The following is a 21,932-nucleotide window of genomic DNA, read 5'->3' as shown; positions in this document are numbered from 1 at the left end:
TGAATTTTGACTGAATTTTAAATTTTATTGAAAAATAAATCGCTATTTGGTGTTTTGTTGAAGTATTTTCAGTATAAAATCGTTTTTATTGATAAAAACATAAATTTTAATATTTAGTACCATTTTCGCTTAAATAGACCTAACAAGGTTTTAAAGTCTAAAGTGGCAATAAACCGAATGCGCTGATCATATGCGTCTTCAGCAAGTTCCCATCCATTATTTGAGTAAACTGGAAAATATAATTCAAAATAATCTTCAACAAGATTAAGTCGAATGCCTGAATCGTAAATAAACTTTGCAGAATTACCAGAATCTTTAAAAAAACCAGCATCACCATAGGCAAAAATCCAGTTCCAAATAGTTGTACTCATGTTAACACTTGAAACCCATTGATTGGCAAACCGGTCTTCAAAAATTGATTTAAATCCAGCGTCTGCCATAATAAATTGTTGACTAAATACGCCACTATCTTCACTACGACCGTAATAATTATAATCAAATAAATAATCAGTCGGGCGATCTATACCAAAACTAAAATAGTCAGAATCATTATTGTCATTAAATAAAAATAATCCTGTAAAAAATCGGAGATTGATTTGACGGTTATTATTAAATAATTTTCTGTAACGGACTGAAGCAGATAGTTTACTGAATTTTTTTGCAATTTCGTAGTCAATACTTGTGGTAAAAAAATGATCTAAGTTCTTGTTTTGAAAACTGTAATTGATATTAAAAACATTATAATTTGGTTCTTCTGTTTCAATGATTGGGCTTTCATCTTGGTCTACATTAACCGATCTAAGCGTTAAGTAATGCCGGCGATTATCTCTCAAATTTGTTGGTCGATAACTGAATTGTAAAAAGCCAGAATAGCGATTGTAAAACAAGTTGTTATTGTAAGAAAACCTAGATCCGTTTAACCCGTAAGTGATTTGAAAAAGTGGCTGTTGTTTAAAAAATAACTTATGATCAAAGCCTGCAGAACCAACTAAGGCGTTACTTCCTAAACCGTATTTTGGGCTTATTTTATAACTGAAGTTTTTTGGGAGTAAAGACGTGTTATATAATTTAGTTCCTAGCGCTAAACCGTCATATAAATTGTAAGTAAATTCAGGAATTACAAAAGCTTGATTATAATCTGGATCTTCAATATCTTCTAAAAATCGAAATTGAATGGGCTTATTTAATAATTTTCCTTTTCGTTTTGTATTGTTTCTTTGGTTGAATTCAGGTAATTTATAATCGTAGTTGATTACAAACTTATTAGTTTTACTATTTTCAATTTTGATTGTTTTTGATTCTTCAGAGAAAGCTTCAACCCAAATTGAAGTCAAAAATGTATCATCATCATACAAACCTAGTTTAACAGGCATTGGGTTTCTGGTTAGATTAACGACTTCAATAGATGTAGAATTTTGGCTAAGTTTAACTTCACCAATTTTAAAGTCGATATCTTTATAGCTTCCAATATAATTGTCAAAAAACCAATCGATTGGTTGCTCTGTTTGAAGTTTTAAGTTCTTTTGAAATTCCTGAGCTGTAAATTGATAAGCTTCATTGGTAAAACTTAATTTAATAGCTTTGTTCAAGGCTTTAGTTCCTATATAATCAGATAGATAATCAAGTCCTATGCCTATTTTATAGGGATTAGAAAGTTGTTGATTGAATTTAAGCTGATGGTCAAGTGGTAAATTTGCAGGTTGACTTAAATTTTGACGAATCATAGTTTCGTGAATAAACTGATACCGATCGTTAAACTTTAAGTCTGAGGCGTGAAACCATTTAACACCAAAAAACTCACTAAAACTTCCTAAAAGCTTCATGTTTGGGTAATAGGTTTTTACATAGTCTATCATTAGTTTGGTGCAAATAGCATCTAATAACCAAGCATCTTGGCGAGAGTCAACTTGTTTGAATTGCCTTAAGTATTGGCGTGTAAAGGTTTTTAATAGCTTTATGTCGTATTGAAACCCATCAGGAAATGGTCTGATAAATTCTGGCAACTGATTTAAACCATAAACGGGCGATAGATTGTAATCAGTTTCAGATAAAATAATTTTTTTGTGAGGGAATTTGCCAATTTTCTTTTGTAAAAAAAACGCAATTCGATCACTAATAATGGCTTTAATTTCAGGCCTTAAATTGCTATCACCAATATTTGAAATAATTTCGACTACGTCAGTTTTTACCGTTTCAAATTCATTTGTAGTTGTTAAAAATAAATCGGCATTATACTTATTAGCTTCAATAAGGGTAAAACGGTTACGATCAGCTCTAAAGTCAACCCTTGAAGTTTCAAAACTTGAATTTAGAATTAAGTGTTTTGGAACATCAATTTTCAATTTATAATCTATCGCTTGTATAGGTAAATCGTTTAAATCTTTATGACTATACAAAATCCATTTTTTATTAAAAATCGCTGGTGTAAGTAAATAATGTTTTAAGCTAATCTTTGTATCAGACCAACCAACTTTCGTAAATTTTTTGTCAGGTATTTGAAGTTTAAAAGTGAAATTGATGTCAATATTTTGATTTGGTAAAAGTGCTTTATCAAGAATAATATAAGCTAGATCAGGCTGTTGATTAACACGAGAAACTTCAACTGAAACACCATTTATACTTGCTGTTTTTATTTTCGTATAGCCACGTTCTTCTTTGCTTGAAAAGTGAAATTTTCGTGTATATTCTTCGGCAAATCTTTTTGCTAAAGGGCTTGTTTTTTGTGAGAAGGCATTGTTCCAGTCGTAAAAAAATAGGGTGTCTAATTTCTGTTTAGAATTGTTGAAATATGTGACTTTTTGAGAAACGTCTAGTTGCTTAAAGCTATCATTCCCATAAATTTCTGCTTCAATTTTATGGCGTTCCTGTGCATTAATTAGACCTATAAAAAGACAACAAAAAATATAAATTTGGGTTTTCAATTTATTGGTTTTTTATGAATTTTAATGCGCCATCTAAATGTTCTATTTTAAGAAAGAAAAAGCCATTATTAAATGATTCAATATCTAAACTTTCAATATTCGATTCTATTGTATGAAGTTTGACTAATTGGCCTAATTGGTTGTAAATACGAAGTTTTTTACCAATCACATTATCATTAAATTGAAGTTGAAGTCTTTCAGAGACCAAATTGCCTTCTAAAAAACTCACCGAATTATTAAGTTGAAATTGTTGGGATGCTAAGAAATTAGAGTCGATTTCAAGATTCATCACAACAGGTAAATGGTCACTCATATCATAAAGCAAATCTCTTAGTGATTGCGAAAATGTTCCAGTGCAATTGCTGAAGTTAATATTGTCATTATAACAATTAGCATTATTGCCATAGGCTTTATAACTGCCTTCAGCGTACCGAATTGGGTTGCTATCTGAAGTTAGATTATCCGAAATAAAAATAAAGTCAAACCGATCATCTAAACCTCCACCAGCACCAAAATTGTCAAAGCTATTATTGCTTAACCTCGTACTTTGGGTGTGAACATCTTGAAAATTAAAATTACTGTTCCAATCGCCCATTCTGTTAATAGGATCTAAAAAAGAAAGGCTTTGAGTACCAAATAAGATGGTCTGAAAAGCGGGTTCTTGTGCTGTATAAAAATTAAAATCACCTCCGAATATTACGTTAGAATTAGATGTGAGATTATTTGAAGCATAATTTATAAATGCATTGGCTTCAGCTAAACGTTCCTGAACATTTTCATCGCCTTGAGCTGCTTTAAAATGTGCCACAAAAACATCTAAAATTTCGTTTTGATTGGTGGAAAGCTCAAACTTATAATGGTTAATATCCCTAATGTTAGTTTGAATTTGAGTCGAACTAATTAAAGTCATTTTATCATCATCATAAAACACCAATTGATTAAGACTAGCAAAACCTGAAGTGTTAAAAACAAATGGTGCAGCTGTTATGTTTTGCCCTGTATAATTAAACGAATTGTTTAAAATTAAATCTCGGTCAGCTGGTGATTGTAATTCAGCAACCATGAAAATATCTGGTTGATATGTCGCTAAAATATTGTTTAAAATATCAGCCCGATCTGTTGGCGGTGCTTCCGAAAAATTTAATAAATTATAAAACATTGTTTTAATGGTTTCTTGACTGTTTAATCGATTGAAACCATTTAAGAAACATACTGCAATAAACAGTAAAACTCGTTTTTTTAGCATGTATTAAAAATTAGGGCTTAAGTTGAATTTGCTGTAAAATTGGTCTAATATATTAGCAACTTCATCTTCAGTATCTACTAAATGAATTAAGTCGAGATCACTCGGACTTACAGTTTTAAAATTTTCAGAAAGTGTAGACTTTATCCAGTCTATTAAACCACTCCAAAATTCTTTGCCTACTAAAATTATCGGGAATTCATCAATTTTTTTAGTTTGTATTAATGTAATTGCTTCAAAAAGTTCGTCCAAAGTGCCAAAACCGCCAGGCATGACCACAAAGCCTTGTGAATATTTTACAAACATCACTTTTCTAACAAAAAAGTAATCAAATTCTAAATTTTTGTCACGATCAATATAAGGGTTATCGTGTTGTTCAAAAGGTAAATCTATATTTAATCCAACTGAAGTTCCGCCACCTTCATAAGCACCTTTATTGCCAGCTTCCATGATGCCAGGTCCGCCGCCAGTGATAACACCAAAGCCTTTTTCTACAATTTTGTTTGAAACTTTGGTCGCTAGTTCATAATATTTATCTCCTGGCTTCATTCGTGCAGAACCAAAAACAGAAACACATGGGCCAATTTCACTCATACGTTCATATCCATAAACAAATTCACTCATTATTTTAAATAATGCCCAGCTATCATTTGTCTTTATTTCGTTCCAGTTTTTATAATGTTTAGTCACCATAGTTAAATTTTTTAGGAGCGCTAAATTAACTCTTTTTTCAAGAATCTTGCAGTGTAACTCTTTTTGTCTTTAATAATTTGTTCAGGTGTTCCTTTAGCAACTAGTTGTCCGCCATTTTTGCCACCTTCATAGCCAATATCAAATATGTAATCAGCTAGTTTTATGACGTCTAGATTGTGTTCAATAATAAGAACAGTATTACCAATATCTACCAGTTTTTGTAGCACATTCATCAATATTCTAATATCTTCAAAATGTAAGCCAGTTGTAGGTTCATCTAAAATATAAAAGGTATTTCCTGTACTTCGTTTAGATAATTCTGTTGCTAGTTTTATGCGTTGCGCTTCACCACCAGAAAGTGTTGTGCTTTGTTGACCTAAAGTGATATATCCTAAACCAACATCTTTAATAGTTTTGAGTTTTCGGTATATTTTTGGGATGGGCTCAAAAAAGTCAGTAGCTTCATCAATAGTCATTTCTAGTACATCACTAATTGATTTGCCTTTGTAACGCATCTCTAAAGTTTCGCGATTAAAGCGTTTGCCCATACAAGTTTCGCATTCTACATAAACATCAGGCAAGAAGTTCATTTCAATCACTTTTACACCGCCACCACGACAAGTTTCGCAACGACCACCTTTAACATTAAAGCTAAAACGCCCAGGTTTATAACCTCGAATTTGCGCTTCAGGTGTTTTTGTAAATAAGTTTCTAATTTCGCTGAAAACGCCAGTGTAAGTTGCTGGATTAGAACGAGGCGTTCTGCCGATAGGTTGTTGGTTAATATCAATAACCTTATCAATGTGTTTTAAACCTCTAATTGTTTTAAAGCTTAAAGGTTCTTTTACCCCATTATAAATGTGATTATTTAAAATAGGGTAAAGCGTTTCATTAATTAAAGTTGATTTTCCGCTTCCTGAAACACCTGTGACTAGCGTTAAAGTTCCAAGCGGAATTTTTACAGACACATCTTTTAAATTATTACCTTTTGCGCCAACTAAATGCAGATGTTTTCCATTGCCTTTTCGGCGTTTTTTGGGGATTTCAATCTGCTTTTTACCCGACAGATAATCAGCCGTCATCGTTGAAGCTTTTTGTAAATGTTTGGGATGACCTTGACTGATAATTTCGCCGCCATTTTTGCCAGCAAACGGACCGATATCAATTACATGATTAGCGCGTTCTATCATATCTTTATCATGTTCAACAACTAAAACAGAATTTCCTAAATCGCGCAAAGCTTCAAGAGAGTTGATCAGTTTTTCGTTATCACGTTGATGTAGGCCAATACTTGGTTCGTCTAAAATGTACAAGACACCAACTAACTGTGAGCCAATTTGTGTTGCTAATCTAATACGCTGAGCTTCACCGCCAGATAAGGTTTTTGAACCACGATTTAAATTCAGGTAGTTAAGTCCTACATCAACTAAAAACTTCAGCCGAGTTTGAATTTCCTTAATAATTTCTTTAGCAATTTTAAGTTCAGAAGTTGATAGTTGTTTTTCAGCGGAATTAAAAAATGAAAATAATTCATCAATATCCATCGAGATTAAATCTTCGATGGTTTTGTTAATAAATTTATAATGTCTTGCAATTTTGTTGAGCCTTGAACCATGACATTGGTCGCATGCTTTTTTGTCCATATATTGCTTTGCCCAACGTTTTAAGCTTGCTGAAGATTCTTTTTGATGAAATGTTTGCGCGATAAATTTGGCAACGCCTTCAAAGTTGTAACTAAAGCGTTTGTTAACCTTAGAAGCTTCACTAAATTTTTTGAAGTTTGCTTTGCCGCCATATAAAATGACCTGAAGCGCTTCTGAAGGAATATCGTTTATTGCTGTATCAAGCTTAAAGTTGAAGTGTTCTGAGATGGCTTCAATTTGTTTAAATACCCAATTACTTTTTTTAAACTTCCCATGAGGTTCTAAAGCACCTTGTTTAATTGATAAACTTCGATCGGGAATAATTCGGTCAACATTAACCTCATAAAGTTCTCCTATACCATTACATTTTTGACATGCACCTTTAGGTGAATTAAATGAAAAACTGTTAGGCTCGGGATTTGGATAAGACATGCCAGTGGTTGGACACATTAAATTACGGCTGAAAAATTGGGGTTGATTGGTTTTATGCTCTAAAATCATCAACACATTATCGCCATGTTTCATTGCGGTGGAGATACTTCGTTTTAAGCGTTTCAGGCTAGTTTGATCTTTAGAAACTTTTAAACGGTCAACTACAATTTCGATATCATGCGTTTTATAGCGATCGATTTTCATTCCCTTTTCAATGTCTCGAACTTCACCATCAATGCGTACTTTTAAAAAACCTTGCTTGGCGATTTGTTCAAAAAGTTCACGATAATGGCCTTTTCTCGATTTAACGATTGGTGCTAAAATATTAATGTGCTTATTATTAAACTTATCAACAATATTTTGCTGAATCTGCTCATCGCTATAACTCAACATTTTTTCGTTGGTTTTGTAACTGTAAGCTGTACCAACCCGAGCAAAAAGTAATCTAATAAAATCGTAGATTTCAGTTATTGTACCAACTGTACTCCGCGGACTTTTTGAAGTTGTTTTCTGCTCAATTGCAATCACTGGCGATAAGCCTTCAATCTTATCGACATCTGGACGCTCTAAGCCACCGAGAAATTGTCTTGCGTAGGCCGAAAATGTTTCAATATAACGGCGTTGTCCTTCAGCATAAATCGTGTCAAACGCTAAAGAAGATTTACCTGAACCCGATAAACCTGTGATAACCACAAGTTGCTCACGTGGGATATTTATATCTATATTTTTAAGATTATGAACGCGAGCACCATAAACTTCAATTTGTTGATTTTGTGTTTTTTTCATAGCCAACTGCAAATGTAATTAAAATACCGTCTTAAGTTTTGTTTGTTATGGTTCGGCTTATTCAAATTAAGATTTGTTTAAGGTGTTAAAGTTGTCTTTAAAATAAATTAAACCTCTGTTTATACTTTGCCTTTTGATATTTTAAATATAAATTTGTATTGTATTTTAAATACAGTTAGTTTTATCTCGAAAGAGATATTTTGGTTAGGTAGGAAATCCACCGCTCTTGCGGTGGATTTTTTAGTTTATAAAAACTTATGTTTTACAGGTTTTTCGGGAATCATGCATTGTGCTTTTTGACCAAATAATTTATAGCGGTTTTTAGCGATGAAGTCATAAAGCTGATCTCTTAAGCCTTTTGGCAGAAGTTTAAACACCCCAAAAAATTGAAAAATGCCTGATAACTTTTTAGCGATTTCTAATGCAGCATCAGATTTAATAAAATAGGCTTCATTAGGAATAATCAAGACAATTGAATCTGTTGTTTTTGTATTAATGCCGCGTTCGCTTAGTAAATGCTTACCAATTTCACTCTGTAAACTTGCAAATACAAATTTGTTTTTCTTATCGTATTTAATGATAGTTTGTACAGCAGAGTTGCATAAATTGCAAACGCCGTCAAATAATACAATACATTTGTCTTCAGGGACTTTCATTTTACTTTCGTTTAACCAATTCTAGTTGATCTACAGAAACGCTTGTGGTAAATGCACCATAGTTAACAACAGCTTTATTTTTTTCAATTTTGTCTATAGTACCAACAGCTCTGCCATCTTCCATTCTAACACTATCGCCAAGATATAATTTAGGCTTTGGTTTGGGCTTGTTTTCGGTTTTAGACGCTGTTTTTTTAAGTTGTTTCTTTTTATTGCGAATTTTACTGATTTTGTTTTCGACTTCAGTTTTAACTTGCTTTTCTTCTTGTTGTTTTCGTTTTTCCTCTTTTTTTGATTGTTTAATTCGCTTTGCATTTTCCTTTTCTACGATGCTTAAAATACCAGAATATAGTTGGCGTTTGTTTTTATTATTGAAATATTTTAAACCTAAGGTATTTAATTTCTCGCCTAATCGAATCATGTGCTGATTGCTATCATATAACTCTTGATAGCTTTCTAGTTTTTGTTGAATTTTAGCATTTATTTCATCTAGACGTTTTTGTTCTTCGTCGGCTTTTGAGGCTTTAGACTCTAATTTAGAAGTTGTTTTAGCCAATTTTGAGCGTTCTTGTTGAAGTTTAGCAATGCTTTTATCGAATCTGATTTTTCCGCGTTCTACCTTCTTTTTAGAGCGATTGATTAAACTATACGGAATGCCATTTTTTTGGGCAACTTCAAAGGTGAATGAACTTCCAGCTTCGCCTAACTTCAATTTAAAAATTGGTTCTAAACTTTTGCCATCAAACATCATATTTGCGTTTACAATAGCATTTTCTTCATTAGCCATCATTTTGAGGTTGGCGTAGTGTGTTGTAATAATGCCATAAGCGCCTTTTTCGTAAAAAACTTCTAAAAAAGTTTCAGCTAGTGCACCACCTAATTCAGGATCGGTTCCTGTACCAAATTCATCAATTAAAAATAAGGTTTTGGCATTACAAGTTTTTAAAAATTTACGCATATTCTTAAGACGGTAACTGTAGGTGCTTAAATGATTTTCTATGCTTTGGTTATCACCGATATCAGTTAAAATTTTATCAAAAATACTGATGCGTGAAAATTCATGTACCGGAAGCATCATCGCGCTTTGAAGCATTAACTGCAGTAAACCAACTGTTTTTAGAGTTATACTTTTACCACCTGCATTTGGACCTGAGATAACAATAATTTGCATTTTCTTGTTCAAACTGATGTCTTGCGGGTAAGTTTTCTTATTAATTTTATTATGATTAATAAGTAGAAGTGGATGATATGCTTCTTTTAAATAGATTTCTTTTTCAGTTGAAATCTTTGGCATAACACCGTTGTAGAGCTCAGCATATTTAATTTTAGCAGCAATTACATCAATATCGCTTAAGTAATTTTGGTAGCTTAGAAATAAATCTGCAAATGGTCTAATAAATTCGGTAAGTTCACGTAAAATTTTATTGATTTCCTCTTTTTCTTCATACAGTAAATTGCTGAGCTCGCGTTCGGCTTCATGGGTTTCTTCGGGCTGTATATAAATCAGGCTACCAGACTTAGAGCTGCCTAACATACTACCTTTTACTTTGCGTTTATGCATTGCTGGTACGGCTAAAACACGCACATTATCTACAATAGACTCTTTAATGTCACTTAAATAGCCATAACTGCTATATCTGGACAAGGCTTTACTGAAACTTGAATTGACTTTACCTTTTAAAATATTGATACCACGTCTTATCGATGCTAGTTCGTTAGAAGCGGTATCTTTTATTTCACCAAATCGATTTACAACTTTTTCAATGGCCAAAATTGCATCTTCAGTATACGTAATTTGTTGTGACTTAGAGTGTAACTTAGGATAAATGGGTTGATATTTATGGAAGAATTTAAGGTGAATATTTGTAGTTACTGAAATTGAATGTAAACGCCTGAAACCTAATAACTCTAGTTTTGAACCTTCAATTTTTAGAAGTTTCACGTCTTCTGAAATGGCATCGAAACCATGATTAGGTATTGAATGATCTTCTAGTTCAGATGATTTGTATTCTTTTGTAAGATCAATTTGATATAAGATTTGTTGTTGCTTAGAATAGGGTTGAAGTTTTTGTGCTTTTGCTTTTCCTATGTCTGTAACACAAAACTCAGAAAGCTGCTGAGTAACTATGTTAAATTCTAAATCTTGTAAAGCTTTTTCTTCAATATTTGTCATAAGTTTGTTCAAATCAACTTTTACAAAATTACTTAAAACATGGATGTCGCTATTAATTCAAATTGGAAATCTTTCTTAAAAGATGAATTTGAAAAGCCTTATTTTAAAAGTTTAGCAAAATTTGTAAAGAGTGAATATAAAAACTATACTTGTTTTCCTAAAGGTAGAGATATTTTTAACGCATTTGAATTGTGTGATTTAGAAGCTACCAAAGTTATTATTTTGGGTCAAGATCCTTATCACGGTAAAAACCAAGCACATGGCCTGGCATTTTCGGTTCCAGAAGGCATCAAGATTCCACCTTCATTGCAAAATATTTTCCGTGAATTAAAAACGGACATAAAAGATTTTGAAATTCCTAATCATGGTAATCTAAATCATTGGGCAAGACAAGGCGTTTTACTTTTAAATGCAACACTAACTGTACGTGCAAATGAAGCAGGAAGTCATCAAAATAAGGGTTGGGAAGTGTTTACAGATACTGTAATTAAAAAATTATCTAATGAAAAAGAACAGCTCGTATTTTTACTTTGGGGTGGTTTTGCCAAGAAAAAAGCTAGGCTAATTAATGCAGATCAACATTTGGTGTTAACAAGTGGTCATCCATCACCTCTAAGTGCCAATCGTGGCTATTGGTTTGGGAATAGGCATTTTTCAACTACCAACTCATTTTTAAATTCACACCAAAAACAAACAATAAAGTGGTAATTACTTGTCTGCGTATAGAACGTATTTTGTTTTTTTACTTTTAGCCAAAGATTTAGGACCGTTAAGTTTAATTTTGGTTTTAGTGGATTTTTTGCTTTTACTATTTGAGCTAAATATTAAAAGCAGTAAATTTATGAGTAGTAAGGTGCCTAAAATTATTAAAATGGTACTCAGCATTTATTAACAGATTTATACATAAGATGAATTTTTTTTAAAAGGTTGCGTCTAAACTTAACTTAATATAAAATTTTCATAATTTAAGATAGAATCAAGTAAGTTGAGTTCCTTAAGTTGATGCTGTACTTGATTAATTTCAGTTTTAGATAATTGTTGTTGGTTACTCCATTCAGTTATTTTAATCCATTGTTTAACATCATCTATTCTTTGATTAAATTTTGAAGCAATTTTTTCTGCTAAAAATTTATCATTTCTTAGCGTTTTAATACTATAATGAAGTTTTTCTTGTAGATGTTTTATTTCTTCTGGATAGGTTTGATAAATTGATTCACGACAAACAATTACAAAACAAGGCCAAGGCGTTGGGCAATCATCAAGTCGTCTTAGAATACCTTGATCAACTAGCGGCTTTGTTGTAAAATGTTCCCACATTAAATAATCTGATGTTTTATTTTCAAGACTTGAAACTGCATTATCTAGATTATCGCAAACTTTATAATTCAGTTTAGAAATATCCCAATTGTTTTGTTTGGCATTAACAACTGCCATTAAGTGTGAGCCAGAACCATACCTGCTGATAGCAATTGTGCTAGATTCTAAATCAGAAATTTGTTTATATGAAGAATTTGCAGCAACATGAATTCCCCAAAGTAGTGGTGTTTCGACGTATTTTTGAAGAATCCTAAAATTGGTTCCCTTATTTATTTTTAAAATAGCACCTTCAGTTAACATGATAGCTAGATCTAGATTTTTATTTTCTAGCTCTTCAATCATTTCGCCTGTGCCACCTTTTTGAAATTGAAATTGTAATTGGTAGTTCGTGTGATTGAATAAATTATGGTTGATCGCATGAAGCCAAGGATAGTTAAAATGCTCAGGTACGCCACCAATTTTTAGTTTTAGCATGTAGGATATTTTAAGCAGTTTAATGTAATGCTAATTGATCTAAAGTAAATTTGATTAATTTTTTAACAGCTGCTTTTGGATCTTGGCTAAATTCTCCATTTGCGCGATTTGCTATAATGGCGTTCAATGATAATGCGCCATGACCCAGCATTTTTGCTAAGCTATAAATGGCGCTAGTTTCCATTTCTAAATTTGTGATTTTATAATCATTGTGTTTAAAACTTGCAAGTTGATCTATAAAATCAGGATCTTCAAGTTCTAACCTTAATTTACGACCTTGCGGTCCATAAAAACCTAGATTTGTTCCTGTATAACCACTAATTACTTGCGGTTTATTTTCAAAGATAGAAGCTAGCTCTAAGTCGCAATCAACAATATAAGGCGTCGGTTTTTTAGGTGATATGTTTAAATGCTCATTTAGTCTTGCCGTAGCTTTTATATTAAAAGCTTCATTTTTGTAATAATGTAATAAACCGTCAAAACCAACTCCAGCTTTGCCCATAACAAATTTATCTAAGCCAACTTCTGGTTGAATGCCACCTGATGTTCCAATACGTAAAAAATTAAGCTTGTGATGGTTAGGTTTAATCTCGCGTGTTTCAAGATTAATATTTGCTAAGGCATCGAGCTCGTTAATAACAATGTCTATGTTGTCTATCCCAATACCTGTTGATATTACTGTTAGTTTTTTACCTTTATAGAAACCTGTTTGTGTTTTAAACTCTCTTTTTTGTGTTTCAAAAACAACTTCGTCAAAGAAATCAGTTACTTTTTCAACACGATCTTGATCGCCAACCGTAATAATAGTATCGGCGATGTTTTCTGGTTTCAAATTAAGATGATAAATGCTACCATCAGGATTTAAAATTAATTCTGAATCTTTTATAGCCATAAACTAAGCTTTTTTTACAAATTGAGTTTTGAGGACTAAACCTTTTATTTTTTTATTCCGGCATTCTATTTCGGTTGAATTATTCGTTAATTGAATATTTTTAAAACTAGTGCCTCTTTTTAGGGTTGTTGAAGTTCCCTTAACTTTTAAATCTTTTACCAAAGTTACAGCATCACCTTCTTCTAAGGTGTTACCATTAGCATCTTTTACAGTCATAAGAAAATTTAGATTATCCGCCTACGCGTTTTGTTTTAAAGCCAATTTCATTGAGAACTTGCATAATTTTGTCTCTAAAATCACCTTGAATTATAATCATTTCATTTTTAAAGCTTCCACCAACACCACATTCTTTTTGAAGTAACTTTGTTAAGTTTTTGAAGTCTTTTTTAGCACCGTTGTAACCTTCAATAATCGTATTTACTTTGCCTTTTCGTTTTTCAAATTTACAATGTAAAGGCCTGTCCTGAAGCCATATGTCAAGTTCAGTTAATTTGCTTTCATCTGAGACTTCATCTTGGTGATTGGGTTCATGGTCAGGGAACAATTTCTTCAACTGGTCTTGTAAATCCATAACCTTTTATTTCTCTGGTTTAATCAGCCCAATTTCAACTAAGCGTTGGTGTAAAAATTCGCCAGCTGTAATATCTTCATACTGTTTTGGATTTTCTTCAGAAATACATTCTTCTAGACAATCTAGTTTCATTTCACTTCTTGGGTGCATAAAAAACGGAATAGAATAGCGTGGCTGATCCCATTGATCTTTCGGTGGGTTGACGACGCGGTGAATTGTTGAGCGTAATTTGTTATTGGTATGACGCTCTAACATATCGCCAACATTAATCACAAGTTCATCTTCATTTGGGATAGCATCAATCCATTCACCATCTTTGCGTTGTACTTGTAAGCCGCCAGTTGATGCGCCCATTAACAGCGTTATTAAGTTGATATCTCCATGAGCGCCAGCTCTAACTGCGCCTTGAGGTTCTTCGGTAATTGGTGGGTAATGAATTGGTCTAAGAATTGAATTTCCATTACTTGCCCAATAATCAAAATAGTTTTCTTTAATACCAATATGAAGCGCTAAAGCTCTTAATACATAAATGCCTGTTTTTTCAAGCATTTTATATGCTTTCATGCCAACTTCATTGAAGTGATCTAACTCATCAACTTTAATATTTTCTGGATACTCTTCAGTAAGTTGAGCATCTTCATCAGGTTCTTGGCCAAAATGCCAAAACTCTTTTAAATCTCCTTTCTTTTGGCCTTTTGCGTGTTCTTTCCCAAATGAAACATAGCCACGTTGACCGCCAATGTCTTCACGCTCATATTTTTTCTTTGTATCTTCAGGTAAGTCAAAAAACGATTTAACTTCAGTATATAAACTGCTGACTAATTTCTCGTCTAAGAAATGGTTTTTAAGAGCTACAAAACCGATTTCTTCGTAAGCAGTTCCAATTTCATTCACAAATTTTTGCTTGCGTTTTGGATCTTCAGATAAAAAATCTGCTAAATCAACGCTTGGTATGTTAGTCATTGACATAAAGTAAAATTTAAAGAATACAAATTTAATGAAATATTATAAAGTAAGTTGATTTAAAGCATGAAGTTATTAATTCTACAATATGTTGAATGTTTCTTTAAAAAACTTATAATTTCATTTACTTTTGAAATTACAAATTATAATTATATGAATTTTCAACTTGATTTATTATCGCCAGAAAAAGCGATTGAGTTATATAAAGCAATGCTTAAGCCACGTTTAATCGAAACAAAAATGCTAACGCTTTTGCGTCAAGGCAAAATTTCAAAATGGTTTAGTGGTATTGGTCAAGAAGCCATTGCTGTTGGTGTAACACAGGTTTTAAACCAAGACGAATATATATTACCAATGCATCGAAATTTAGGGGTATTTACCGAACGTAAAATACCGCTTTACCGCTTATTTGAACAATGGCAAGGTAAGGCCAACGGTTTTACTAAAGGTAGAGATCGTAGTTTTCATTTTGGAACACAAGAGTTTAAAATAATTGGCATGATATCGCATTTAGGGCCACAATTAGGTGTTGCCGATGGTATTGCTCTAGCCCATAAATTGCGTGAAAAAAATAAAATTACAGCTGTATTTACTGGTGAAGGTGGTACAAGCGAAGGCGATTTTCACGAAGCTCTAAATGTAGCTTCAGTTTGGTCATTACCTGTTTTGTTTTGTGTTGAAAATAATGGTTACGGTTTGTCAACACCTACGGAAGAGCAATTTAAATGTGAGCATATCGCCGATAGAGGTCAAGCTTATGGCATGGAAGCTCATATTATTGATGGTAATAATATTGTTGAAGTTTACACTAAACTTAATGAAATTGCAACTTCAATGCGCGAAAATCAGCGTCCAGTTTTAATCGAATTTAAAACTTTTAGACGTCGTGGTCATGAAGAAGCAAGCGGTACTAAATATGTTCCAGATGATTTAATGGCGTATTGGAAATCTAAAGATCCGATTGATAATTACGAAGAAGCTTTAATCAAAGCCAATCTATTAACGCCAAAGCAAAAACAAGAATTTTCAACTAAAATTATTAAAGAAATTACAGAACATTTAGATATCGCTTTTAAGGCACCAGCCATCAGTTCTTCGGTTGAAGATGAACTAGCTGATGTTTATAAATCTTTTTCCTTAGAGCCTTCACCTAAATCTGAAGTCACTACACATATTAGATTTGTAGATGCTATAAGAAATTCACTTCAGCAAAGCATGCAAAAGTTTGATAATTTGGTGATTATGGGGCAAGATGTCGCTGAGTATGGTGGCGTTTTTAAAATTACCGAAGGCTTTGTAGAGCAGTTTGGTAAAGAACGCGTTAGAAATACACCTATTTGTGAATCGGCTATTGTTTCAGCAGCAATGGGATTGTCAATTAACGGCATGAAAGCTGTTGTTGAAATGCAGTTTGCTGATTTTGTGAGTTCTGGTTTTAACCCGATTGTAAATTATTTGGCAAAAGTGCATTACAGGTGGAATCAACATGCCGATGTTGTGGTCAGAATGCCTTGTGGTGCAGGTGTTGGCGCAGGACCTTTTCATAGCCAAACCAATGAAGCTTGGTTTACTAAAACACCAGGATTAAAAGTTGTTTACCCTGCTTTTCCAGAAGATGCTAAAGCTTTATTAGCAGCTTCGATAGAAGACCCAAATCCTGTTTTGTTCTTTGAGCATAAAGCGCTGTATAGAAGCGTGAGAGGTGATGTTTCTGAAAATTACACGACTTTACCATTAGGAAAAGCAAATCATCTAAAAGAAGGTCATCAAATTAGTATTATCTCTTTCGGTGCTGCTGTGCATTGGGTTTTAGAAAGTCTTGAAGAATTAGATCATGTTGAAGCTGATGTGCTGGATTTAAGGACTTTAGCACCACTTGATGAAGAAGCTATTATTAATTCTGTTAAAAAAACAGGAAAATTACTAATTGTGCAAGAAGACACAAGTTTTGGCGGTGTTGCTTCAGATATTTCAGCATTAATTTCAGACCAATGTTTTGAATATCTTGACGGACCAATAAAAATTGTATCAAGCTTACCAACGCCAGTACCTTTTGCGCAGGCTTTAGAAACTCAGTTTTTAGGTAAATCAAGACTTAATAAAAGCATAGAAGACTTAGTAAATTATTAAATACGAAGACTTTTAACCTTGATATATGTATATTTGATTATAAATTGAAATCAATGAAATTAGTAGTATTATTTATTTGTATATTAAGCATGAGTTTAACATCATGTAGTACAACTAAACCATCAGTTGGTCAACCGAACCCTGTAATTAAAGAAAAAAAAGCCATTGAAAAACCAGAAATTGAGACTGAAATAATTACAGTGATTGATTTTATTTCAGATCAGTCCATCGGTGGAGTTTCTGGGGCATTTGTTGGTAACCAAATGGATGTTTTTGCTAAAGAACTTCAGCAAGATTTCCCAAAGGCTTCAATTAATCGGGTTGCTGAAGGTGTTGAGTTTATGACTTCAACACAAATTAAAACTGAAGTCTTGGATAAAGTGTTAGATTATACTTCAACTTACAATTTTAATTTAATTATAGATCAAAAAGATTTATCAACGCAACAAATTGAAGACTTAATCTCAAAAGCAGAATCAAAAAAAATATCGGTAATTGTTTTAAATTCTGGTCAGAGCAAAAATCAATCACATCTAGAAATAGGCTTTGTAGCCAACGATTTTTTAATTTCTAAAGCTATTGAGCAAACTAAAAATTAATGACTTCTATAAATTGTAAAGGTGAGTTAATAAGCTTAACACAACCCAAAGTAATGGGGATATTGAATTTGACACCAGATTCATTTTACGATGGTGGTAAATTCAAAAACGAACTTCAAATTACTCAACAAGTTGAAAAAATGCTAATTGAAGGCGCTACATTTATTGATTTGGGCGCTTATAGTTCGAAACCTGGTGCTGTTGATATTTCAGTAGAAGAGGAGTTAAACCGACTTATTCCTGTATTGAAGCTTCTTCGAAAAGAATTTCCTGAAGTATTATTTTCTATTGATACTTTTCGATCTCAAGTTGTAGATGCTGCTTTAAATGAAGGCGCCGCTATAATTAATGATATTTCAGGAGGAAATCTTGACTTAAAAATGTATGACGTTGTGGCTAAATATCAAGTGCCATACGTGATGATGCATATGAAGGGAACACCGCAAAACATGAAGTCCTTAACAACTTATGATGATTTACTTGTCGAAATACGTCATTACTTCTCCATTAACATTGCTAAGGCTCAAAAAGCAGGTATTCATGATATTATAATAGATCCTGGCTTTGGATTTGCTAAGAACATTGATCAAAATTTTGAATTGTTAAGTAAACTTGAGTTATTGCAAATACAAGGCTTACCAATGTTAATCGGTTTGTCTCGTAAATCAATGATTTACAAAACTTTAAAGACTTCTGCTAAAGAAGCTTTAAACGGTACAACAGCACTAAATATGATTGCTTTACAAAAAGGAGCAAAAATTTTAAGAGTTCACGATGTTAAAGAAGCTAAAGAAACGATAGATTTATACAATAGATTAGGCTCGCTTGATGAAATTTGATTTTTTAGAAATAGGGATTTTAGATGTTTTAGATATCGTTTTTGTGGCGATTATGCTTTATTATCTGTATAAATTAGTCCGTGGTTCGGCTGCCATCAATATCTTTATTGGTATTGTTATAATTTACCTTTTAGGTAAGTTAACTGCTTTACTTAAGATGGAAATGTTAAGCAGTGTTTTAGGCGAATTTATTGGCGTTGGTATGATTGCTTTAGTGGTTGTATTTCAACAAGAAATCCGTAAATTTTTATTAATGTTGGGCTCAACAAACTTGACCAGTAAAAATATTTTTCTTAGGTCGTTTAATTTAAATGAAACAGAAAATGACTCTAAATATCTCTCTGAAATTATAAAAGCAGTTAAAGATTTATCAAAAAAAAGAACTGGAGCTCTCATGGTTTTTCAAAGGAATACACAACTTGATTTTGTGAAAGATTCAGGAGATGAAATGGATATTTTAATCAACAAACCTATATTACAATCCATCTTTTTCAAAAACTCTACATTACACGATGGCGCTATTATAATTGAAGGTAATAAAATAACAGCAACAAGAGTTATTTTACCAGTCTCAAATAGTCGTGAAATTCCATTGCGGTTTGGTCTGCGTCATCGCGCTGCTGTTGGTATCACCGAAAAAACTGATGCATTAGCTATCGTGGTTAGTGAAGAAAACGGCCAAGTTTCATATCTTAAAAATGGCGAATTTGCGATTTATGATAATTACGATGATCTGCAGAAAAAACTAAAAGCTGACTTGCAATAACTATTGAATTTAGCCAGTAAATAATTTCAATTTATTCATTTCATAAGAAAAAATTATACCTTTGAAGCTTAGCAATAAGTTTTGAAAATATGACAATTACCCAATTACAATACGTATTAGCCGTAGCCGAATACAAAAATTTCACTAAAGCAGCCGAAAAAGTATTTGTTACACAACCAACTTTAAGTATGCAAGTTCAAAAGCTTGAAGAAGAGTTAGACGTAAAAATTTTTAACCGTTCTAAAAAGCCTATAGAGCTAACTTCAGTTGGTATTCAAATTATTAATCAAGCCAAGAATATTGTAAATGAAAGTAATCGAATTGCTGACATTGTTGAACAGCAAAAAGGCTACATCGGAGGTGAATTTAGAATAGGCATTATTTCAACTGTAATGCCAACCTTGCTTCCTATGTTTTTGAAGAATTTTGTCAATAAGTACCCAAAAGTTCAATTAAAAATTGAAGAAATGACAACAGATGTCATTATAGACCGCATTAAAGAAGGTCACTTAGATGCCGGAATTGCTGCTTCTCCTTTAGATAATGACGCTCTAGTAGAAAAACCGTTATACTATGAACCTTTTGTAGCCTACGTGCCACCTAACCATAAGTTTCATCAGCAAGACTATATTAAGGTCAATCAATTAGACCCAGAAGAAATTTTACTATTAGAAGATGGGCATTGTTTTAAGGATAGTATTTTAAATCTATGTAAAAATGTAAGCTATGTAGAAAATACAAAAGCATTTCATCTTGAAAGTGGAAGTTTTGAAACCCTGACAAGACTATCAGATGAAGGCCTAGGCATGACACTTTTACCTTATCTGCACACTATGGATTTACCAGAGAAGCAAAAACAAAATTTACGCTACTTTGAAAAGCCCAATCCAGCCAGAGAAATTAGTATTATTCACCATAAAAACGAACTTAAAAGTCATTTGATTGAAGCTTTAAAACAAGTCATTTCAGGAGTTGTTAAAGGTGCAATAAAATTTCAGGATGTCAAAATAATCAGTCCCATTCAAAATTCTAAGCTTAAATAGTTAGATAATTGCCACCTGATATAAAAAAACAGAAGTCTAGTTTTTAGTTGTTGGTTTTTATTATAGTTTTGCGCCTTTTAAAATTAGGCTATATTCGTCTTGTGTTTTAACAAAAGATGATTTTGCTTGGTCTATTTTTAGATTTTAGTATGATTTATATGTTCTTACTTTATCTACTAACTTTTTAATATTTCTGAAATGAAAAAAGTATTCAATTTGTTTGATTTCAAACAAAAAGTTGATTACAAAATCGAAATCATGTCTGGCTTAACAGTTGCTTTAGCTCTTGTGCCTGAAGCAATTGCTTTTGCGCTATTAGCAGGTTTATCACCGCTTACAGGTTTATATGCAGCTTTTATCATGGGTTTAGTGACTTCTATTTTAGGCGGAAGACCTGGCATGATTTCAGGAGCTACTGGAGCCGTTGCTGTTGTTTTTTCAGGACTTATTGTAACTCTTAAGACTGCTAATCCAAATATCACAATTGATGAAATTACACAATATGTTTTTGTTACAGTTATACTAGCAGGGATCATTCAAATAATCGCAGGCGCTCTAAAACTAGGTAAACTCATGCGTTTAGTGCCTCATCCTGTTATTTTTGGATTCGTTAATGGTCTAGCCATTATCATTTTTATGTCTCAACTGCCTCAGTTTACAGTTGATAGTACAGTTGATGGCGCACCATGGATGCAAGGCGAACAACTTTATATGTTTTTAGGATTGGTAATTTTAACAATCATTATAATTTGGGGACTTCCTAAATTGACGAAGGCATTTCCTGCAGGCTTAGCTGCTATATTGGTTATTTTTGGGATAGTATACTTTTTTGATATTGATACTTCAACCGTAGGAGATATAGCATCGGTATCAGGAAGTTTTCCTATACCTTCAATACCTAATATTCCGTTTACTTTAGATACGTTTTTAACCATTTTACCTTATTCAGCTATCATAGCAGGAGTAGGACTTATAGAAAGTTTATTAACGCTTAATATTATAGATGAAATTACCGAAACACGCGGTCATGGTAATAAAGAAGCTGTTGCTCAAGGAACTGCAAATGTATTATCTGGTTTCTTTTTAGGAATGGGTGGCTGCGCAATGTTAGGCCAAAGTCTTATTAACATTTCTTCAGGGTCAAGGGCTAGGTTGTCTGGTATCGTTGCAGCCTTAGCCTTATTAGCATTTGTTATGTTCGGCGCAAGTGTAATTGAGCAACTTCCAATGGCTGCATTAACTGGACTTATGATTATGGTTGCAATTGGCACTTTTGAGTGGGCAAGCTTAAAAACTTTTAAGCGTATGCCAAAATCAGACATTCTGGTAATGGTTCTGGTTACAGCTGTTACTGTTGTATTACATAATTTGGCGCTTGCTGTACTGGTTGGTGTAATTATAGCAGCTTTAGTCTTTGCTTGGGATAATGCTAAACGAATACGCGCTAGAAAGCACATGGATGAAAACGGCGTGAAGCATTATGAAATTTACGGTCCATTATTCTTTGGTTCAACAACTGTTTTTAACGATAAATTTGATGTCCTTAACGATCCTGATGAAGTTATTATTGATTTCAAAGAAAGTAGAGTAGTAGACATGTCAGCTATTGAAACTTTAAACAAAATCACTGAACGTTACATGAAAGTTGGTAAAAAAGTTCATTTAAAACACCTTTCACCAGATTGTAAAAACTTATTGAAGAATGCAGAAGAAATCATTGACGTGAATGTTATTGAAGACCCAACTTATAAAGTTGTTTCTGACCAGATTTAATGTATCTTTTCTGAGCTT

Annotated in this window: 18 protein-coding genes; 7 read left to right on the top strand and 11 right to left on the bottom strand. The window is 32.7% G+C overall.

Annotated elements, in window-relative coordinates; translation table 11 throughout:
* Window positions 1-113 precede the first annotated feature (113 nt).
* The 6 genes from BUB82_RS01755 to BUB82_RS01730 form a co-directional block, all read right to left on the bottom strand.
* Window positions 114-2,921, bottom strand: a complete 2,808-nt coding sequence (locus BUB82_RS01755; RefSeq protein WP_073191180.1) for a gluzincin family metallopeptidase — start codon at window positions 2,919-2,921, stop codon at window positions 114-116.
* Between the two features lies 1 nt (window position 2,922).
* Entirely contained in the window at window positions 2,923-4,167 is a 1,245-nt protein-coding gene (locus BUB82_RS01750; protein ID WP_073191177.1) for an endonuclease/exonuclease/phosphatase family protein, read from the bottom strand.
* A gap of 3 nt (window positions 4,168-4,170) precedes the next feature.
* Window positions 4,171-4,857 carry an LOG family protein gene (locus BUB82_RS01745; RefSeq protein ID WP_073191174.1) on the bottom strand — a complete coding sequence of 229 codons (687 nt, stop codon included), beginning with the start codon at window positions 4,855-4,857 and terminating at the stop codon, window positions 4,171-4,173.
* Window positions 4,858-4,877: 20 nt separating this feature from the next.
* Window positions 4,878-7,718: an excinuclease ABC subunit UvrA gene (gene uvrA, locus BUB82_RS01740; RefSeq protein WP_073191171.1), complete on the bottom strand. Its 2,841-nt coding sequence runs from the start codon at window positions 7,716-7,718 to the stop codon at window positions 4,878-4,880.
* 245 nt (window positions 7,719-7,963) lie between these two features.
* A complete protein-coding gene (locus BUB82_RS01735; RefSeq protein WP_073191168.1) occupies window positions 7,964-8,374 on the bottom strand; it encodes a thiol-disulfide oxidoreductase DCC family protein in 411 nt (136 codons plus the stop codon).
* Window position 8,375: 1 nt separating this feature from the next.
* Complete coding sequence (locus tag BUB82_RS01730; protein ID WP_073191164.1) at window positions 8,376-10,547, bottom strand: endonuclease MutS2; 2,172 nt, start codon at window positions 10,545-10,547, stop codon at window positions 8,376-8,378.
* A gap of 39 nt (window positions 10,548-10,586) precedes the next feature.
* On the opposite strand from BUB82_RS01730, the gene ung reads away from it, so the two are divergent.
* Complete coding sequence (gene ung / locus BUB82_RS01725; RefSeq protein WP_073191161.1) at window positions 10,587-11,255, top strand: uracil-DNA glycosylase; 669 nt, start codon at window positions 10,587-10,589, stop codon at window positions 11,253-11,255.
* A gap of 231 nt (window positions 11,256-11,486) precedes the next feature.
* On the opposite strand, the gene BUB82_RS01720 is transcribed toward ung, so the two are convergent.
* From BUB82_RS01720 to BUB82_RS01700, 5 genes are read right to left on the bottom strand one after another with little or no spacing between them, the layout of a single operon-like run.
* Window positions 11,487-12,338, bottom strand: coding sequence for a substrate-binding domain-containing protein (locus BUB82_RS01720; protein ID WP_073191158.1), 852 nt, complete (start codon window positions 12,336-12,338; stop codon window positions 11,487-11,489).
* 19 nt (window positions 12,339-12,357) lie between these two features.
* Complete coding sequence (locus tag BUB82_RS01715) at window positions 12,358-13,230, bottom strand: nucleoside phosphorylase (protein ID WP_073191155.1); 873 nt, start codon at window positions 13,228-13,230, stop codon at window positions 12,358-12,360.
* A gap of 3 nt (window positions 13,231-13,233) precedes the next feature.
* On the bottom strand, window positions 13,234-13,446 hold the full coding sequence (locus BUB82_RS01710; protein ID WP_073191152.1) for an alkylphosphonate utilization protein: 213 nt from the start codon (window positions 13,444-13,446) through the stop codon (window positions 13,234-13,236).
* Between the two features lie 13 nt (window positions 13,447-13,459).
* The gene (locus tag BUB82_RS01705) at window positions 13,460-13,801 is read right to left on the bottom strand and encodes a translation initiation factor (protein ID WP_073191148.1); all 342 of its coding nucleotides are present in this window, start codon (window positions 13,799-13,801) and stop codon (window positions 13,460-13,462) included.
* A gap of 6 nt (window positions 13,802-13,807) precedes the next feature.
* Window positions 13,808-14,764, bottom strand: coding sequence for an isopenicillin N synthase family dioxygenase (locus BUB82_RS01700; protein ID WP_073191145.1), 957 nt, complete (start codon window positions 14,762-14,764; stop codon window positions 13,808-13,810).
* A gap of 153 nt (window positions 14,765-14,917) precedes the next feature.
* Between BUB82_RS01700 and BUB82_RS01695 the strand changes: the two genes are divergently transcribed.
* From BUB82_RS01695 to BUB82_RS01670, 6 genes are all read left to right on the top strand, one after another.
* Complete coding sequence (locus BUB82_RS01695; RefSeq protein WP_073191141.1) at window positions 14,918-16,894, top strand: alpha-ketoacid dehydrogenase subunit alpha/beta; 1,977 nt, start codon at window positions 14,918-14,920, stop codon at window positions 16,892-16,894.
* A 53-nt stretch (window positions 16,895-16,947) separates the two neighbouring features.
* On the top strand, window positions 16,948-17,493 hold the full coding sequence (locus BUB82_RS01690) for a hypothetical protein (protein WP_143185625.1): 546 nt from the start codon (window positions 16,948-16,950) through the stop codon (window positions 17,491-17,493).
* The gene (gene folP / locus BUB82_RS01685) at window positions 17,493-18,332 is read left to right on the top strand and encodes a dihydropteroate synthase (RefSeq protein ID WP_073191135.1); all 840 of its coding nucleotides are present in this window, start codon (window positions 17,493-17,495) and stop codon (window positions 18,330-18,332) included. Before BUB82_RS01690 ends, folP begins: the two co-directional genes overlap by 1 nt.
* Window positions 18,322-19,098 (top strand): diadenylate cyclase CdaA, encoded by a 777-nt coding sequence (cdaA, locus tag BUB82_RS01680; RefSeq protein ID WP_073191131.1) that lies wholly within the window; start codon window positions 18,322-18,324, stop codon window positions 19,096-19,098. Before folP ends, cdaA begins: the two co-directional genes overlap by 11 nt.
* 89 nt (window positions 19,099-19,187) lie before the next feature.
* Complete coding sequence (locus BUB82_RS01675) at window positions 19,188-20,141, top strand: LysR substrate-binding domain-containing protein (RefSeq protein ID WP_073191128.1); 954 nt, start codon at window positions 19,188-19,190, stop codon at window positions 20,139-20,141.
* 198 nt (window positions 20,142-20,339) lie between these two features.
* On the top strand, window positions 20,340-21,914 hold the full coding sequence (locus BUB82_RS01670) for a SulP family inorganic anion transporter (RefSeq protein WP_073191125.1): 1,575 nt from the start codon (window positions 20,340-20,342) through the stop codon (window positions 21,912-21,914).
* Window positions 21,915-21,932 lie beyond the last annotated feature (18 nt).

The organism is Psychroflexus salarius (genome assembly GCF_900129035.1).
Classification (GTDB): Bacteria; Bacteroidota; Bacteroidia; order Flavobacteriales; family Flavobacteriaceae; genus Psychroflexus; species Psychroflexus salarius.
Note: the sequence above shows the minus strand (reverse complement) of the source record. Positions and strands in the feature narration are given on the sequence as shown.

Excerpts from the sequence above, each read along its gene's own strand:
- BUB82_RS01670 (WP_073191125.1), top strand. The coding sequence starts at position 20,340 with ATGAAAAAAGTATTCAATTTGTTTGATTTCAAACAAAAAGTTGATTAC.
- BUB82_RS01715 (WP_073191155.1), bottom strand. The coding sequence starts at position 13,230 with ATGGCTATAAAAGATTCAGAATTAATTTTAAATCCTGATGGTAGCATT.
- BUB82_RS01675 (WP_073191128.1), top strand. The coding sequence starts at position 19,188 with ATGACAATTACCCAATTACAATACGTATTAGCCGTAGCCGAATACAAA.
- BUB82_RS01720 (WP_073191158.1), bottom strand. The coding sequence starts at position 12,338 with ATGCTAAAACTAAAAATTGGTGGCGTACCTGAGCATTTTAACTATCCT.
- BUB82_RS01735 (WP_073191168.1), bottom strand. The coding sequence starts at position 8,374 with ATGAAAGTCCCTGAAGACAAATGTATTGTATTATTTGACGGCGTTTGC.
- BUB82_RS01745 (WP_073191174.1), bottom strand. The coding sequence starts at position 4,857 with ATGGTGACTAAACATTATAAAAACTGGAACGAAATAAAGACAAATGAT.
- BUB82_RS01700 (WP_073191145.1), bottom strand. The coding sequence starts at position 14,764 with ATGACTAACATACCAAGCGTTGATTTAGCAGATTTTTTATCTGAAGAT.
- BUB82_RS01690 (WP_143185625.1), top strand. The coding sequence starts at position 16,948 with ATGAAATTAGTAGTATTATTTATTTGTATATTAAGCATGAGTTTAACA.
- BUB82_RS01695 (WP_073191141.1), top strand. The coding sequence starts at position 14,918 with ATGAATTTTCAACTTGATTTATTATCGCCAGAAAAAGCGATTGAGTTA.
- folP (WP_073191135.1), top strand. The coding sequence starts at position 17,493 with ATGACTTCTATAAATTGTAAAGGTGAGTTAATAAGCTTAACACAACCC.
- uvrA (WP_073191171.1), bottom strand. The coding sequence starts at position 7,718 with ATGAAAAAAACACAAAATCAACAAATTGAAGTTTATGGTGCTCGCGTT.
- BUB82_RS01750 (WP_073191177.1), bottom strand. The coding sequence starts at position 4,167 with ATGCTAAAAAAACGAGTTTTACTGTTTATTGCAGTATGTTTCTTAAAT.
- BUB82_RS01710 (WP_073191152.1), bottom strand. The coding sequence starts at position 13,446 with ATGACTGTAAAAGATGCTAATGGTAACACCTTAGAAGAAGGTGATGCT.
- BUB82_RS01730 (WP_073191164.1), bottom strand. The coding sequence starts at position 10,547 with ATGACAAATATTGAAGAAAAAGCTTTACAAGATTTAGAATTTAACATA.
- BUB82_RS01705 (WP_073191148.1), bottom strand. The coding sequence starts at position 13,801 with ATGGATTTACAAGACCAGTTGAAGAAATTGTTCCCTGACCATGAACCC.
- cdaA (WP_073191131.1), top strand. The coding sequence starts at position 18,322 with ATGAAATTTGATTTTTTAGAAATAGGGATTTTAGATGTTTTAGATATC.
- ung (WP_073191161.1), top strand. The coding sequence starts at position 10,587 with ATGGATGTCGCTATTAATTCAAATTGGAAATCTTTCTTAAAAGATGAA.